Annotated in this window: 13 protein-coding genes; 7 read left to right on the top strand and 6 right to left on the bottom strand. The window is 51.4% G+C overall.

The window, feature by feature from the left end:
• From WKK33_RS01740 to pdxT, 3 genes are all read left to right on the top strand, one after another.
• A partial coding sequence (locus tag WKK33_RS01740; RefSeq protein ID WP_337932201.1) for a helix-turn-helix domain-containing protein occupies positions 1-665 on the top strand: 665 nt, incomplete at its 5' end.
• A gap of 31 nt (positions 666-696) precedes the next feature.
• Positions 697-1,569, top strand: a complete 873-nt coding sequence (gene pdxS / locus WKK33_RS01735) for a pyridoxal 5'-phosphate synthase lyase subunit PdxS (RefSeq protein WP_215759638.1) — start codon at positions 697-699, stop codon at positions 1,567-1,569.
• 4 nt (positions 1,570-1,573) lie between these two features.
• Positions 1,574-2,143 (top strand): pyridoxal 5'-phosphate synthase glutaminase subunit PdxT, encoded by a 570-nt coding sequence (gene pdxT, locus WKK33_RS01730; protein WP_337932199.1) that lies wholly within the window; start codon positions 1,574-1,576, stop codon positions 2,141-2,143.
• A gap of 95 nt (positions 2,144-2,238) precedes the next feature.
• On the opposite strand, the gene hisB is transcribed toward pdxT, so the two are convergent.
• From hisB to WKK33_RS01715, 3 genes are read right to left on the bottom strand one after another with little or no spacing between them, the layout of a single operon-like run.
• Positions 2,239-3,312, bottom strand: coding sequence for a bifunctional histidinol-phosphatase/imidazoleglycerol-phosphate dehydratase HisB (gene hisB, locus WKK33_RS01725; RefSeq protein WP_337570765.1), 1,074 nt, complete (start codon positions 3,310-3,312; stop codon positions 2,239-2,241).
• Positions 3,313-4,209, bottom strand: a complete 897-nt coding sequence (locus WKK33_RS01720) for a hypothetical protein (RefSeq protein WP_337932197.1) — start codon at positions 4,207-4,209, stop codon at positions 3,313-3,315.
• 13 nt (positions 4,210-4,222) lie between these two features.
• Positions 4,223-4,999 carry an RNA methyltransferase gene (locus WKK33_RS01715; protein ID WP_337932196.1) on the bottom strand — a complete coding sequence of 259 codons (777 nt, stop codon included), beginning with the start codon at positions 4,997-4,999 and terminating at the stop codon, positions 4,223-4,225.
• A 120-nt stretch (positions 5,000-5,119) separates the two neighbouring features.
• Between WKK33_RS01715 and WKK33_RS01710 the strand changes: the two genes are divergently transcribed.
• From WKK33_RS01710 to thrC, 4 genes are all read left to right on the top strand, one after another.
• Complete coding sequence (locus WKK33_RS01710) at positions 5,120-6,235, top strand: porin (RefSeq protein WP_337932195.1); 1,116 nt, start codon at positions 5,120-5,122, stop codon at positions 6,233-6,235.
• Between the two features lie 566 nt (positions 6,236-6,801).
• The gene (gene thrA, locus WKK33_RS01705; RefSeq protein ID WP_287767998.1) at positions 6,802-9,237 is read left to right on the top strand and encodes a bifunctional aspartate kinase/homoserine dehydrogenase I; all 2,436 of its coding nucleotides are present in this window, start codon (positions 6,802-6,804) and stop codon (positions 9,235-9,237) included.
• 2 nt (positions 9,238-9,239) lie between these two features.
• Positions 9,240-10,487 (top strand): cofactor-independent phosphoglycerate mutase, encoded by a 1,248-nt coding sequence (locus WKK33_RS01700; protein WP_337932193.1) that lies wholly within the window; start codon positions 9,240-9,242, stop codon positions 10,485-10,487.
• Positions 10,488-10,499: 12 nt separating this feature from the next.
• Entirely contained in the window at positions 10,500-11,828 is a 1,329-nt protein-coding gene (thrC, locus tag WKK33_RS01695; RefSeq protein ID WP_337932191.1) for a threonine synthase, read from the top strand.
• Between the two features lie 610 nt (positions 11,829-12,438).
• Here the strand turns inward: thrC and WKK33_RS01690 are convergent.
• The 3 genes from WKK33_RS01690 to WKK33_RS01680 form a co-directional block, all read right to left on the bottom strand.
• Complete coding sequence (locus tag WKK33_RS01690) at positions 12,439-12,807, bottom strand: 2-amino-4-hydroxy-6-hydroxymethyldihydropteridine diphosphokinase (protein ID WP_287768004.1); 369 nt, start codon at positions 12,805-12,807, stop codon at positions 12,439-12,441.
• Between the two features lie 122 nt (positions 12,808-12,929).
• A complete protein-coding gene (locus WKK33_RS01685; protein ID WP_337932189.1) occupies positions 12,930-14,186 on the bottom strand; it encodes a hypothetical protein in 1,257 nt (418 codons plus the stop codon).
• A 141-nt stretch (positions 14,187-14,327) separates the two neighbouring features.
• Positions 14,328-15,719, bottom strand: coding sequence for a galactosyltransferase-related protein (locus tag WKK33_RS01680; protein WP_337570454.1), 1,392 nt, complete (start codon positions 15,717-15,719; stop codon positions 14,328-14,330).
• Positions 15,720-15,777: the final 58 nt, after the last annotated feature.

Genomic DNA, 15,777 nt, shown 5'->3' with positions numbered 1-15,777 from the left:
CGGTGGTGTACGCTCCAGTGCTCTTCTCCAGCCACGGCGACCGACTGATGGGAACGGCGACCATCGAGATGATCCGTCATAAGTTGTTCCCCCTGTGCAAGGTCATCATCATGCGGCGCCGCGAGAGCGACCTGCTGCTGAGCGATTGCATCGCCGATAACGTGTGCTTCCTCGACGATGCGGCCGACCACGGAAGTGTCAACATGTTCGCTTCAGCCCTTGCCGTTTACCTCAACCAGGGCGACAGCGTGAGCGACGCCATCGCCAAGGCGCATGCGTTTGCCACCAATCTCTTCTCGAAAAGTGCCAAACTTACTGGACGGAGTGGGGAACTGTATGCTGAGTTCATCAACTTAGTGAAGAAGGAATCGTCGACCAAGGCCGACGTTTCCCACTATGCCAATGTGCTGAACGTTAGCAGCCGCTATCTCGGTCAGGTGTGCCGACTGGTGGCGGGCAAATCGCCCAAAAGCATTGTCGACGCTTATCTGGTGGAAGATATCAAGGCCCATTTGGCGGCCACGCACGACACCATTCAGCAGACCGCCCTGGTCTTTGGCTTTGCCAACCAGGCCCATCTGTCGAAGTTCTTCAAAAAGCTCACTGGAATGACGCCAACCGAGTACCGTAGCCATTACCATGAGTATGGCCTGGTTAATGAATAATAACATAACTAACTTTTAAAATCATAAACTAATGGAAAACAGACAAGAACTGAACCGCAACTTGGCACAGATGCTGAAAGGCGGCGTGATTATGGATGTGACAACACCCGAGCAGGCAAAAATCGCGGAACAGGCAGGTGCATGTGCCGTCATGGCACTCGAGCGCATTCCCGCCGATATCCGTGCAGCTGGTGGCGTGTCGCGCATGAGCGACCCCAAGATGATCAAGGGCATCCAGCAGGCAGTGTCTATCCCCGTCATGGCCAAGTGCCGTATCGGTCATTTCGTTGAGGCTCAGGTTTTGGAGGCTATTGAGATCGACTATGTCGACGAGAGCGAGGTTCTGTCGCCGGCCGACAATGTTTATCATATCGACAAGACAAAGTTCAAGGTGCCTTTCGTTTGTGGTGCAAGAAATCTGGGCGAGGCTTTGCGCCGTATCGCTGAGGGTGCATCGATGATTCGTACGAAGGGCGAACCTGGAACAGGCGACGTGGTGCAGGCTGTGCAGCACATGCGTATGATGCAGGGTGAGATTCACCGTCTCACAAGCATGTCGGAGGACGAGTTGTACGAGGCTGCCAAGCAGTTGCAGGCTCCCTATGAGTTGGTGAAGTATGTTCACGACAATGGCAAGTTGCCCGTGGTGAATTTCGCTGCTGGTGGTGTAGCTACTCCCGCCGACGCTGCCCTGATGATGCAGTTGGGCGCTGAGGGCGTGTTCGTGGGCTCTGGTATCTTCAAGAGTGGCGATCCCGTGAAGCGTGCTGCCGCTATTGTTCAGGCCGTTACCAACTACAAGGACGCTAAGAAGATTGCCGAGTTGAGCGAGGACCTTGGTCCTGCCATGGTGGGAATCAACGAGCAGGAGATTAAAACGTTGATGGCTGAGAGAGGACAGTAAGAATATGAGAATAGCTGTGCTTGCCCTTCAGGGTGCATTTGTGGAGCATGAAGCGATGCTTCGTCAACTCGGGGTTGATAGTTTTGAGGTTCGCCAACTGTCTGATTGGCAACAGCCGAAGGATGGATTGATCATTCCCGGCGGTGAGTCGACCACGCAGTCGAAGCTCCTTCACGACCTCGGTTTGCTTCAACCCATCCGCGAGGCGATTGTTGGCGGCCTGCCCGTTTTCGGCACTTGCGCTGGCCTTATCTTGTTGGCGAAGAGTGTTGAGGGTGAGAACCGTGAGCGACTGGCAACCATGGATATTTGCGTTAAGCGCAATGCCTATGGCCGACAGCTCGGAAGTTTCTCGACGGAAGCGCCGTTTGCTTCTGTGGGCGACATTCCCATGACCTTCATCCGAGCCCCATATATAGAAAAGGTGGAGGCTTCTGCCGAGGTCTTGGCTGTTGTCGACGGCAACATTGTGGCTGCCCGCCAAGGCAGTCAGCTGGTCACAGCCTTCCATCCGGAGCTCAACGACGACCCCCGGGTCCACGAATATTTCCTTTCGATGATCAAACCCCAATAGGCCATTAGAGTTTAATTCTTATTAGTGTTTTGGCCTAATGGCCCATTGGGGGTAAAAGTGTTGTGGCTGATATCAGCGCAACCTATAGGCATCTATCACAATGTGCCCTTCGTACTGGGGAGCTCAAAGTGATAGATGTCTCTTTTTACGGCCATCTTCAAGCTTCTTGCCAAGGCCTTGAAGATGCCTTCTATCTTATGGTGCTCATTTTGTCCTTCCGCCTTGATGTTTAGGTTCATAAGCGCCGAGTCGCTGAGGCTCTTGAAGAAGTGGAAGAACATCTCGGTGGGCATTTCGCCAATCTTCTCGCGTGTGAAGGTGGCATCCCATACCAGCCAGGGTCGTCCACCGAAGTCGAGGGCCACTTGGCATAGGCAATCGTCCATAGGCAGGCAATAGCCATAGCGCTCAATGCCGCGTTTGTCGCCCAACGCCTTACGCAGGCAGTCGCCCAATGCGATGGCGGTGTCTTCTATGGTGTGGTGCTCGTCCACCCAAAGGTCGCCATGGGTCTTGATGGTCAGGTCCATCATGCCATGCTTGCCTATTTGCTCAAGCATGTGGTCAAAGAAACCAAGGCCCGTCGATATGTCGGTCTTGCCCGACCCGTCGAGGTTTATCTTCACGTGGATTTGCGTCTCTTTGGTGTTTCGCTCCACCTCGGCTATGCGTTCCCCGGCAAACAATATCTCGCTGATCTTGTCCCATGTCATGCCGTCCTTTCCCAGGATCAGCGACTTGCATCCCATGTTTTCGGCCAGTTGCGCGTCGCTCTCGCGGTCGCCGATGACCCACGAGTGGGCGATGTCGTAGTCGCTATTGTCCATGTATTTCTTCAGCATGCCCGTCCCAGGCTTTCTCATGGGTGAGTTGTCCTCAGGAAAATGACGGTCTATCAGTTGGTCGTCGAACGTGATGCCTTCGCTCTCCAATGTTTGGAGAATGAAGTTGTGCACAGGCCAAAAGGTATCCTCTGGGAACGAAGGTGTGCCCAATCCATCCTGATTGCTTACCATGACGAGTTTGAAGTCGAGATGAGCGCTGATGAATGCGAGGTTTCGAAATACTCCTTGTGTGAATTTTAGTTTGTTGAACGAATCGATCTGCTCGTCTTGTGGCTCCTCGATAAGGGTTCCGTCGCGATCGATAAACAGTAATCTTTGTGCCATTTATGGTTGTGTTGTTTGTGTCGTCGCTCTTTTCTTGGCCTCAATGCTACCGTAGACGTAATAGAAAACCATCGTGATCCATATTGTGAGGTAGTTCCACACGAAGACGCATGGCAATGAAATCAAGTAGCCTGCGAAGCCGAAGTAGGGTGGCAAGCCTGAGACGTCGCCCATGAGTTTGCCTGCTTCGTTTGTGTAGTTGGCCAAGAACAGGATGAGTTCTGGTGTGGCCACGATGCTCAAGGCCAGCCAATAGATGATGCAAGCCAACAGCAAGCAGATGAACAGGAAGCCCCAGTGGCGCCATCCTTGGCGGTAGGATGAACCCAGGATGCTGCCCGCTTTTTGTTCGGGTTCCATGACGTATTTCATCGTTGAGTAGATCGTGGGTATCAGGATAATGGCCCAAACGAAGTACATGCCTATGATGATGGCGCCCGAGGTCATTAGGGTGCTCTCGGGTATGGGTGCTGTTTTGTTGGCCACTAAGAAGATGGGAATCATGCCCAAGCATATGGTTATCAGGATGAGCACGAAGAATGTGCCAAAGTTAATCAGCGTGGCCCGTAACAGGCGTGGCCAGATGGCTTTGCGGCTCCTGCCGCTAAGCAGGCTGAAAACGCATGAGTAGGCCCAGATGAACCCCACCACACACATGACCGACAGGCCGATGCTCTCAGCGATATACGCCACCGGTGAGGAGGTGGGCTCTGCTTCCGATAGGGTTCTTGCGCTTTCGTTCCACATCATTAGGTGGGACAGGCAGGCGATGGCTGAAAGAACCAACACGGGAAGCCATGTGTTCTTGAAGAGGGTTCTCAGGTTGGAGCAATACAAGTCGTATGCTGCGCGAAAGCAAGCCTTTGTGCTTCTTATTTTATACAAATCCGTTTCCATGAGTTGTAGGTGTTTATGGGTGTGTGGGCATGCGGCGCCTGAACTCGGCGCAGGTGATGGCTGTGGCGATGGCCACGTTGAGACTGTCGGCCGTTTGGCGTCCTTCTGGATAGTTGGGAATGAGCAGTTTGTGGGTGATGAGCTGTCGGATGGCGGGCGATATGCCGTTTCCCTCGTTGCCCATCACAATGACGCCCTTGGCTGAGAGCTCTTGCTCGTAGATGGAGCTACCTTCCAACAAGGTGCCGTAGACGGGGTATCCACTGGGCAGCGAGCCCATCCATTGTGGCAGGTCCACGGTGTGCAACCTCACACGGGCAATGCTTCCCATTGTGGCCTGCACCACCTTGGGGTTCCATGGGTCGGCGGTCTCCGCCGAGCAGAAGATGTTGGTAATGCCAAACCAATCGGCAATGCGGATGATGGTTCCTAAGTTGCCTGGGTCTTGTACGCCGTCGAGCGCCAACACCAGCCCCATGTCGTCCAACGATTCTTGGTCGTTGGGCTTGGGCATGGGGAACACGCCCAACACCTGTTGTGGGTGTTGGAGAAACGAAACCTTACGCAGCTCGTCGTCGGTCACTGTAATGACCTCGGCCGCAGCCGTGGCCGCTTGTGCGTTGCCGCCCTCGTCGAGCCACTGTTGGGTGGCGACGATGAGGCGAGGCTTCATCACTTGCAGCAAGTCGGCTACCACCTTGGGTCCCTCACCGACAAAGAGCCCTTCCTCTTGGCGGTGCTTCTTGTGGCCCAATGCGGTTATGTATTTTATCTTATTCTTACTTATCACATTGCAAATGTACCTATTTTTTTCAAACGCTTTATATTTTTTTGCAAACCTTTTTCTTTCTTCAATAAATTTATTACTTTTGCAATGTTATTTAAACAAGTATTAACTAAAACCTTAGAGATGAGAAAAACGTTAGTGGCAGCATGTATGCTTGCAAGCATCATGGTGGCCAATGCACAGACCAAATTGCCGTCATGGCTGTCGCAAGTCAAGTTGTCGGGTTATGCGCTTACCCAGTACCAGTATTCCGGACAGGAGAATGCCAAGGCCAACTCGTTCAACTTGCGCATTGTTCGTGCAGTTTTGGATGGTCGCATCGCCGATGATTTTTATTGGAAGATGCAAGTGCAGCTCAATGGCAACACCACTACCAACACCTTGTCGCCTCGTTTGGTCGACCTCTTCGCTGAGTGGCAGAAGTACGACTTCTTCAAAGTGAAGATGGGACAGTTCAAGCGTCCGTTCACGTTTGAGAACCCCATGCACCCCATCGACCAAGGTTTCATGTCATATAGCCAGCCCATCAGCAAGTTGGCGGGTTTCGCCGACCGTAGCGGCATGCACGCTTCCAATGGTCGTGACATTGGTGTTCAGTTGCAGGGCGACTTCCTCAAGGTGAACGGTCGCAACCTGTTGCACTATCAGGTGGGTGTGTTCAACGGCCAAGGCATCAACACCAAGGATGTGGATCAGCAGAAAGACCTCATCGGTGGTGTGTGGGTGATGCCCGTCAAGGGCATGCGCATCGGTGTGTTTGGCAGCGAAGGCTCCTACAGCCGCAAGGGAACATGGACCAATGAGCAGGGCATTGAGCAGACCGGTATTCGTCGTTTGCCCCAGCATCGCTATGCCATCTCGGGCGAGTATAAGTTTGACGATTGGACCATTCGCTCAGAGTATGTGCACTCTACAGGCATGGCTTTTGCCAAGACCTATGAGAAGGCCGAGGATTTGAGCAACTGCTCCGTCAATGAGAAACTCGGCAGCAAGGCCGACGGCGTCTATGCCTTGGTCATCGCTCCTATCATCAAGCAGAAGATGCACGTCAAGGCACGTTACGATTTGTATCGTTCGACAGCCGATTGGAGCCGCGCAAAGACCTTCTATGAGGTTGGCGCCGACTATCTGTTCACTAAGAACATCCAGGTCAATGCTGAGTTTGCCCGTGTCAACGATCGCTCGCTGGCCAAGCACAACTACAACATGGTGGATGTGGAAATGGACTTCCGATTCTAATCATCGGGTTGATTCGTGAATATCAATAGCAGTAATATGGACAATAACAAACACAAACATCATCATGGGCGCCACCATTCGCACCACATGGATGAATCGGAGAAATTCAAGATTCACACATTGAGTGCAAGCAAACGCCGCAAGATCATAGGCAAGGTGTTGTTCGTCTTGCTTAGTATCGTTGCCGTTGCCATTATGCTATTTGTGGCTTGGATTTACACCCACAACTAAATTGTATCGATAAAACATCGATGAGCCCGGTCCTCTTTCTCAAGAGCGCCGGGCTTTTTAGTGGGTTATGATTTCGGCGCGTGCAAGAGGCAGCGTCGACTTTAGGCATCCTCGCTGTCTTTCTTATGCCTGTCTGATGTAGGCATTTGGTGCCGAAATTCAATGGCTGATTGGGATTGAAACATACGGGTTTGTTACTAAAAGTGTACTTAAACCTACAGATTGTTAACCAAAACGTTGGCAAAAACAATTAATATTGCTACATTTGCAACCAAGTTTTGTCGCAGCCTCGTTTGTTTCGGGGGTGGCAGAATAGTAATTTAACCCAAAGAATAATGAAAGTTCTAAAGTTTGGCGGAACATCTGTAGGTTCCGTGAAGAGCATTTTGAGCCTGAAGCACATCGTGGAAAATGAGGCACGTCGACAGCCGATTGTTGTAGTCGTCAGTGCGCTTGGGGGCATTACCGACAAGCTCCTCTCCACCGCTCAGCAAGCCGTTAGTGGCAACGAAGCCTGGAAGATTTCATTCGAAGAGATGGTTGATCGCCATCATAAGATGATCGACACCATCATTACCAATACCATAGACCGCGAGGATTTATTCAATAAGGTCGACGCTCTTTTCGAACAGTTGCGCTCCATCTATTTCGGTGTGTACCTTATTCGCGACCTGAGTCGCAAGACCCAAGACGCCATTGTGAGCTACGGCGAGCGCCTGAGCTCTAACATCGTGTCGTCGATGGTGCGTGGCTCCATGTGGATGGACTCCCGCGAATTTATCAAGACCGAGTTTGCGCATGGCAAGAACACCCTTGACAGCGTGCTCACCAATAAGTTGGTGCGCGATGCTTTCGCCGAATTGCCACGTGTGACCATCCTGCCAGGATTCATCTCATGCGACAGAGACACGGGAGAGACCACCAATCTCGGTCGTGGCGGATCCGATTATACCGCAGCCCTTGTGGCCGCGGCGCTCAACGCCGAGGTGCTCGAGATATGGACCGATGTAGACGGTTTCATGACGGCCGATCCCAAGGTGATCCGCTCCGCCTATACCATCGACGAGCTGAGCTATGTGGAGGCCATGGAGCTTTGCAACTTTGGAGCCAAGGTGATCTATCCGCCTACCATCTATCCCGTTTGCATCAAGAACATCCCCATCCGAGTGAAGAACACGTTCAACCCTGAGGGGCGTGGCACCATCATCAAGGGAAAGGTGGAGAACGACAGCAAGGCCATCCGTGGCATCTCGTCTATCAAGGGCACGACGCTCATCACCGTGTCGGGTCTTTCCATGGTGGGTGTCATCGGTGTGAACCGTCGAATTTTCACCGCCCTTGCCGACCACGGCATCAGCGTGTTCCTCGTGTCGCAGGCGTCGTCGGAGAACAGTACCTCTATTGGTGTGCGCGACGAGGACGCCGACAAGGCCGTCAGCGTGCTCAACAAGGAGTTTGAGGCCGAGATTGAGGATGGCGCCATGTTCCCCATGCACGCTGAGAGCGAGTTGGCCACCATCGCCGTCGTTGGCGAGAATATGAAGCACACGCCCGGCATTGCCGGAAAGTTGTTTGGCACGCTGGGCCGAAGCGGCATCTCGGTTATCGCTTGCGCGCAGGGAGCCTCTGAGACCAATATCTCTTTTGTCATCAACGCCCGCTATTTGCGCAAATCGCTCAACGTTATCCACGACTCATTCTTCCTCTCTGAATACAACGTGCTCAACCTCTTCATCTGCGGAGTGGGAACTGTGGGCGGCAAGCTCATTGAGCAGATACGTTCACAATATGAGCAGTTGAAGGAGCACAACCGCCTGAAGCTCAACGTGGTGGGCATAGCCAGCAGCAAGAACGCCATCTTCTCGCGCGACGGCATCGACCTTGCCAATTACCGCGAGTTGCTGAAAACGTCGGAGACGAGCACGCCCGAGAAGTTGCGCGACAACATCATTGGCATGAACATCTTCAATTCCGTGTTTGTGGATTGCACAGCCTCGAAAGACATAGCCGCGCTCTACCGCTCGTTCTTGGAGCATAACGTCAGCGTGGTGGCCGCCAACAAGATTGCCGCCAGCTCGCGCTATGAGGACTATGCCTACTTGAAGGACACCGCCATGCGTCGCGGTGTAAAGTTCCTCTTCGAGACTAATGTGGGTGCCGGACTGCCCGTCATAGGCACCATCAACGACCTCCGCAACTCGGGCGACAAGATCCTGAAGATAGAGGCGGTGCTCAGCGGCACGCTCAACTTCATTTTCAACGCCATCTCAGCTGATGTGCCGTTCTCCGAGACGGTGCGCATGGCCAAGGAGAATGGCTATTCGGAGCCCGACCCACGTTTGGACCTGAGCGGCACCGATGTCATACGCAAGTTGGTCATCCTAACCCGCGAGGCAGGCTACCGCGTGGAACAGGCCGATGTGGAAAAGCATCTCTTTGTGCCCGACGATTATTTCCAAGGCACGCTCGACGAGTTTTGGAAGCGTCTGCCCCAGCTCGACGCCGACTTTGAGCGACGCCGACGCTTGTTGGAAGCCGAGGGTAAGCGCTGGCGTTTCGTGGCCACAATGGATGGCGGAAAAACCAGCGTGGAACTGAAAGCCGTGAATAGCACCCATCCGTTCTACAACCTGGAGGGCAGCAACAACATCATCCTGCTCACTACCGAGCGCTACAAGGACTATCCCATGCAGATTCAGGGATATGGAGCCGGAGCCAGCGTTACAGCTGCCGGAGTGTTTGCCAACATCATGTCGATAGCCAACGTATAAGCATGAAACACATCATTATCTTGGGAGACGGCATGGCTGATCACGCCGTGGACCGTCTGGGCGGCAAGACTTTGCTGCAATATGCCGACACTCCTTACATGGACATGCTGGCGCGTAAAGGGCGTACAGGTCGCCTGACCACCATTCCCGAAGGCTATTTGCCAGGGTCGGAGGTGGCCAACAGCACCATCTTGGGCTATGATCAGGATAAGGTTTATGAAGGACGTGGCCCCCTTGAGGCCGCAAGCATCGGCTACGACCTGCACCCCGACGACTTCGCCCTCCGCTGCAACATCATCGAGCTGGAGGACGGGGTCATCAAGAACCACCATGGTGGGCACCTGAAGACCGAAGAGGCCGACGTGCTGCTCCATTACCTCAACGACCATTTAGGCAATGAGCGTGTGCGTTTTGTCACCGGCATACAGTATCGCCACCTGCTTGTTGTGCGTGGAGGCAACAAGCATGTGGTGTGCGCTCCGCCCCACGACCATCCCAATGAGCCTTGGGCCGACCTGATGGTGAAACCCGAGGAGGGATGGGCCGACCGCAAAGACCTCAGTCATGGGGCTGCCGACGGACTGACCGGGCAGCAGACGGCCGACCTGCTCAACGACCTGATACTAAAGAGCCAGCAGTTGCTTGCCGTCCATCCCTTTAACCAGCAACGCGCGGCGAAGGCCAACAGCATCTGGCCGTGGGGTGGGGGCTATCGCCCGTCGATGCAGACCTTGCAGCAATTGTACCCACAGATCCACACCGGATCGTGCATCTCGGCCGTCGACCTCATACGTGGCATTGGCCGCTATGCGGGGCTCGACGTGGTGAAGGTGCCGGGTGCCACAGGCTTGGCCGACACCAACTATGAGGGCAAGGCCTCGGCCGCCCTGAAGGCGTTGGCGCAGCAGGACTTTGTGTTCCTCCATCTGGAGGCCAGCGACGAGGCCGGCCACGACGGCGACTTGCAACTCAAGTTGCGCACCATAGAGTATCTCGACCACCGCATTGTGGAGCCCATATATAATGAGGTGAAGAAATGGGACGAGCCCGTGTGCATCGCCGTGATGCCCGACCATCCCACACCCGTGGAGGTGCGCACCCATGAGAAGGAGCCCGTGCCGTTCCTTGTTTGGCACCGAGGCATTGAGCCCGATGAGGTGCAGGTCTACGACGAGGTGTCGTGCGTGGAAGGTGCCTACGGCTTGCTGCACCTCACTGAGTTTATGAGGAAGTTTATGGAAATAGGATAATTCACGATAACCATGATGTATTACAGTACCAATGGGCGCGCTCCCCAGGCTACATTGCGCGAAGCCGTGGAGCGTGGTCTCGCCCCCGACCGGGGCTTGTATATGCCCGACCACATTCAGCAGTTGCCCGCCAGTTTTTTCGATCGTATCGAACAACTGACCTTTCAGGAGATGTCGTTCGAGGTGGCGCGCGCTTTCTTTGGCGGCGATGTCGACGATGCGTCGCTAAAGCGTATCGTTACCGACACACTCGCCTTCGAGACGCCGTTGCGGCGCGTGGAGGAGGGCATCTATAGCTTGGAACTCTTCCATGGCCCGACACTTGCCTTCAAGGATGTGGGCGCCCGTTTCATGGCCCGTCTGTTGCAATATTTCATCCATAAGGACCGCGAAGGCCGCCCCATGGCTGGTGGCGAGGTCAATGTGCTCGTGGCCACCAGCGGCGACACAGGATCGGCCGTCGCCAACGGATTCCTTGGGGTGGACGGCATCCATGTTTATGTGCTTTATCCGAAGGGAAAGGTGAGCAGAATACAGGAGAGCCAGTTCACCACGTTGGGCCGCAACATCACCGCTCTTGAGGTGGATGGCGTGTTCGACGATTGCCAGGCATTGGTGAAGAACGCCTTCATGGATGGCGAGCTTAACGCCCACATGACGCTCACCTCGGCCAACTCCATCAATGTGGCGCGCTTCCTGCCGCAGGCGTTCTATTACTTCAACGCCTACGCCCAACTGAAACGCGTGGCGGCTGTGGCCGATCCGTCAAACCTTGTGGTGTGTGTGCCCAGCGGCAACTTTGGCAACATTACCGCAGGCTTGTTAGCCAAGCGTATGGGTCTGCCCGTGAAGCGATTTGTGGCGGCCAACAACGCCAACGACATCTTCTACAACTACTTGCAGACGGGCCAATATTGTCCGCAGCCCAGCAAGCAGACATTGGCCAACGCCATGGACGTGGGCGATCCGAGCAATTTCGCCCGTATACTCGACCTGTATGCGAACCAGTGGGCCGACATCAAGGCTGACATCAGTGGTGCCACCTATACCGACGATCGTATTCGCGAGGCTATGCGCCAGTGTTACGAGGCTACGGGCTATGTGCTCGATCCTCATGGAGCCTGCGGTTGGAGGGCCTTGAAGGAACTGTTGCAGCCCGGTGAGGTGGGCGTGTTCTTGGAGACGGCTCATCCTGCCAAGTTCAAGGAGAAAGTCGACGATATCCTCGGAACCGATATAGCCATTCCTGAGCGTCTGCAGGCGTTCATGCGTGGTAAGAAGCAAAGCGTGGAGATGGCAAACGACTTCGATGCGTTCAAGTCGTTCTTGATGAATCAATAACAAGATATGCCCCTAAAAATCGCTCAGGCTTTTTTGGGGGGCATGATACGAATGGCGCTCCTTTCGCCGCCCCTCATTGGGGGTGGCGAAAGGAGTTGTGGTTTTATAGGGTAGGGGTCGTGGTTTGTTTGTGTAGAAGTGTGAACGTGTGGTTTGTTGAGTTTTTTATAGAAAAAACGGGTCGGGCTTTTTGTGTAAACCAGAGGGCGATTTTGTGGTTTTTATGAGATCGGAGCATCGCTTGTAAACCGTGATTTTACAAAAGATGCCTAATCGAGTTGCGAAAGCTGCCTTTTGGAGTCTCAATCGGGCATGTTTCGTAGTTAGGTTAGGCATGTTTGGCAGTGTGGTTAGGCATGTTTTGCAAGCGCAAAACTGAGGGCTTTAAGTGTGGCGGGATGGCTTTGTGGCTAACTATTTGGTAGTCAGGGATTTGTTGGAGGTAACAAAATATGATTGAGAATCGCGTATTTGCAGCCACGATTTCTTTTGCTCAGAAAAACAATGTAGATTTTAATGTAGTTTGTTGGGTGTTTTCCGTGCTTATAAACGATGGGTTGCACAGTCAGCGTAAAGGCGGCCTATGGGCAGAAGGGCTTTGGATACGTGGTTACAGTTGGGCCAAGAGATTTTTTACGTAAGGCCGCTCCCAGTCGTCCTCATGGTGGCGCTGCCCATCGGCCAGCAGAATGTCGATGTCGATGCGCACAATGCCCTGCTTACGCTCGGTGGGGGTCGAGCCGATGGTGCGTTCCATGTCTTTCAACATCTGGTGCAGGGCGGGATAGCCCAAGTTGGTGTCGGCCTGCGCCAAGCAGTTGAGGTAGAGGGGCGATGGTGTGGCGGTTCCGATGGGCTTCGTCCATAGCGACTGACTGAACCGAATGTCGCCAAGGGTGCGGCGCAACATATTTTGCGCTGCATCGATATGACGCAACGCATCCCTATTGCTGCCCAAACATAGTAATACTTTCGACATGATTCGCAAATTTACGAATTTTTATCGTGACGGTCTGTCAATCCTTCCGAAAAAATCCACCTCGCCCCACTTTTCGGTCAGTGGGGCACATGCTTGGGGCTGCTTGTTGCTTGGGTATGGTATCAGTGTTCCGATGCTTGTTGCAGTTGCTTGTCGAGTTGTTCATTCATGTGTTTCCGAGTCCTTTCATCGGGAATCGGGAAGGTTCGTACCGTATTGTAATACAGCTTCATCTCGTCCCAATCGTTAGAAGGCATTTCGCCTGTGTCGGCCATCAAGTTGAGGCGGCGTTGCATATCAGGCTTACATTCATCGTTGAGAATATTCTTGATACCTATCGAGCCTATGAATTCGTAGAACGGATTGAGGAAAATGTAGCCGTCAGAAAGGTCTTTCCACGATGATCCGTCGTTGTAATGCCATGCTTTTGTATCGCCGAAAGGTGTTCCCTTCAGGTCGAATCCTACTGGCTTGTTGCCTGTTAACTGGAACGCCGCATCCCATCGTCCGTCGTCGATGAGTCCTGGTCCGCTTGATGCTGCAAAGTCAAATTCGCCAGGGTTGCTCCAAATGTACCAATTGAGGCAAACAATCTTTACGTTTTCTTCTCCGAGGGACTTCTTCGTGCGGTAGCCAGCACATTTGCCATGAGGCAAACGCATGGCATGCGGCTCATTCCAAATGACGAGCGCCTTTTGGTGACCGTTAATAGCTTTCTGCTTCTTGTATTGGCTCAGGAAGTTTTTTGCCATTTCCCTGTCACGAATGAAAGTGCGCTGCCCTTTGTGAAAATAGGTGTTTTTACGTGCCCATTTCCTGTATTTATTGGGAAAGGTCCACTTGTATTTGTCGGGCGAAGTCCATTGGGTCCAATCGAAGGCGATGTCGGTTAGTCCAAGGGTTATCCTCTTGTCGTGGGGCAACTTTTGGTTGATGTGATAGAGGTTGCCGAGAAATGTGGAGCGATTGGTTTTTTCCCAAAGGAAGCCATAATCTTCATAGCGTAAGTGTTCCCTTAGCGCTTTTTGAAAATCCTCCTCGCTTGCCCAGTCTGTTTTGATTAGTTTGTTGGCAGATTCTGTCTTGTTGGCGCTTCCCACCTCTGTGTAAACGTAACCGATTCGTTCGGAAAAGCGCTTGTCTGCCAGTAGGCGCGAGATGAAATCGTATTGCGTGATGTCGCGATGATCGCGTTCGCCAAGGATCACCACATCTGCCTTTTCAAACAGTCGGAATATGTATTCTACGGGATCCTCTCCATGTTTCTCAAGGCATGCCTTGTATTGCTCAACAGTAGTCTGTGCGTTTGCAGGGAAAATGGCAAACGCGAGGAGAATGAACAGCAACACTTTATGTTTGACGGGCCAATCGTGTGACATTGTTGTGGAATTTAGGTTTATTGTTGCAAATATAGTTGATATTCTTGAGCCGTGGTAACAAATTGTATTTTTTTAACGCTATTTGCCTCTTGGCATGGCTTGCAATAAATGATGCAGAAAGGGGAATATAACGTTTCGTCATCATTTCTCAGCTTCGTAAATTACAGTTTCCATTTTGTTTGCCCAATCTGGAATTTGCGTACCATGTTGTTCTAAATTACGTAGTTCCATATGATTGCTTTTCCCGATATCGCATTGCTTAACGCTCTTAAAACCAATCGTTTTTAGGGAATGCTCGATCATTTGTTTACTATATATGAACTTGTGTCCCCAACTGTGCATAAAGTTGTTAATTGTTAATACGGCTAAGTCTTTTGGGAAAAAGTCCTTTAGGTTGTTGTTGCTAGGATTGAAAGTCTCGTTGTGCCAATGAATATACTGAGAGTTGAGCTTGTCATTCGGGTTGTTGTATAAGTTAAGCAAAAAATCGAGCGAAGGCATTGCAATCCTAAATACACCATTTGGCTTCAGTATTCGTAATATTTCGCGTAATGCCAATATAAAGCTATCAAAGGAAACGTGCTCGCATACGTGTTCGCTATAAACATATCTGAAAGAATTGTCGTCAAATGGAAATGGTCTTGTTATATCCATATACAGTACATCATCTGAGCATGGTTTAATGTCTGTATTAATCCAACCATGTAACAAACAATTTCCACATCCAATCTGCAATTTGTCTTTTGTAATTACGTGTGTTAGCTTTGAATGTGTTCTTTCTTTGATATCTTCTATATTTCCAGTTTGGGTAGATCTTAAAATGTTGTATGCATTACGTTTTTGGAGTTCGGAATTTATCCTTCCATTGATGTCACGTGGATGTGAGAGATGAAATAATGGACCGTCTGTTTTTTTTATGGTGTAACCATATTTCTTCCATTTTTCAATTCTATTCCAGTCTTCTACCCCCCATCCATAGAAATTTTCGTCCTCACCACCAGCGTAGTCAAATTTCTTTCTTTGGATAAAGATCGCTCCTCCAGCCATGTTGGCTCCATAGGGTAGGAGCATCTTGTTGATGTTATTGTAAAGAATTCCGAAGTCTTTTAACTCTAAATATACACTTCTTACAATTTCAGTCGTATCATAAAAACGTCCATCATAAGGAATGGCAACTTCTGCTTCTCCATTACGCAAAGAGGTTACTGCTTCAATTATCTGTTGATAATCTATGATTACATCCGCATCCCAAATGGCGATCTTGTTGCCAAAACTTTTTTCTGCTAATATATTGATGTATTTTGTGCGGTGAAAAATAGGGTCTAAGTCTTCTATAAAATAATATGCAACCTCTTTTGGTAAAATTTTTTCTAAAAGATGATTGTTTGTGTGTGAAGCTTCTAACACATATATGTTAGTGTGAAAATGCTCTGTTAAATAACCTATGTTTGACAGTAAATTCTCTATTCTTTCTACAGAATCTATGCGAATTGGAATGAGAAAGTCCATGTCCATTAAATTTATTTTTTTCATGGTCAAGTGCTATTGAGAAATATCGGCTTGTGAGGTGATTTTGATTAATAAGGTTGTT

The sequence above is a fragment of the Hallella sp. genome, from assembly GCF_037460745.1.
Classification (GTDB): Bacteria; Bacteroidota; Bacteroidia; order Bacteroidales; family Bacteroidaceae; genus Prevotella; species Prevotella faecis.
The sequence above is the reverse complement of the archived record's forward strand: the minus strand, read 5'-3'. Positions and strand labels throughout refer to the sequence as shown.

What these genes read in the sequence shown, in the direction of transcription:
- WKK33_RS01720 (WP_337932197.1), bottom strand. Translation starts at nt 4,209, where the DNA reads ATGGAAACGGATTTGTATAAAATAAGAAGCACAAAGGCTTGCTTTCGC.
- WKK33_RS01685 (WP_337932189.1), bottom strand. Translation starts at nt 14,186, where the DNA reads ATGTCACACGATTGGCCCGTCAAACATAAAGTGTTGCTGTTCATTCTC.
- WKK33_RS01680 (WP_337570454.1), bottom strand. Translation starts at nt 15,719, where the DNA reads ATGAAAAAAATAAATTTAATGGACATGGACTTTCTCATTCCAATTCGC.
- WKK33_RS01690 (WP_287768004.1), bottom strand. Translation starts at nt 12,807, where the DNA reads ATGTCGAAAGTATTACTATGTTTGGGCAGCAATAGGGATGCGTTGCGT.
- WKK33_RS01710 (WP_337932195.1), top strand. Translation starts at nt 5,120, where the DNA reads ATGAGAAAAACGTTAGTGGCAGCATGTATGCTTGCAAGCATCATGGTG.
- pdxT (WP_337932199.1), top strand. Translation starts at nt 1,574, where the DNA reads ATGAGAATAGCTGTGCTTGCCCTTCAGGGTGCATTTGTGGAGCATGAA.
- WKK33_RS01700 (WP_337932193.1), top strand. Translation starts at nt 9,240, where the DNA reads ATGAAACACATCATTATCTTGGGAGACGGCATGGCTGATCACGCCGTG.
- thrC (WP_337932191.1), top strand. Translation starts at nt 10,500, where the DNA reads ATGATGTATTACAGTACCAATGGGCGCGCTCCCCAGGCTACATTGCGC.
- pdxS (WP_215759638.1), top strand. Translation starts at nt 697, where the DNA reads ATGGAAAACAGACAAGAACTGAACCGCAACTTGGCACAGATGCTGAAA.
- thrA (WP_287767998.1), top strand. Translation starts at nt 6,802, where the DNA reads ATGAAAGTTCTAAAGTTTGGCGGAACATCTGTAGGTTCCGTGAAGAGC.
- hisB (WP_337570765.1), bottom strand. Translation starts at nt 3,312, where the DNA reads ATGGCACAAAGATTACTGTTTATCGATCGCGACGGAACCCTTATCGAG.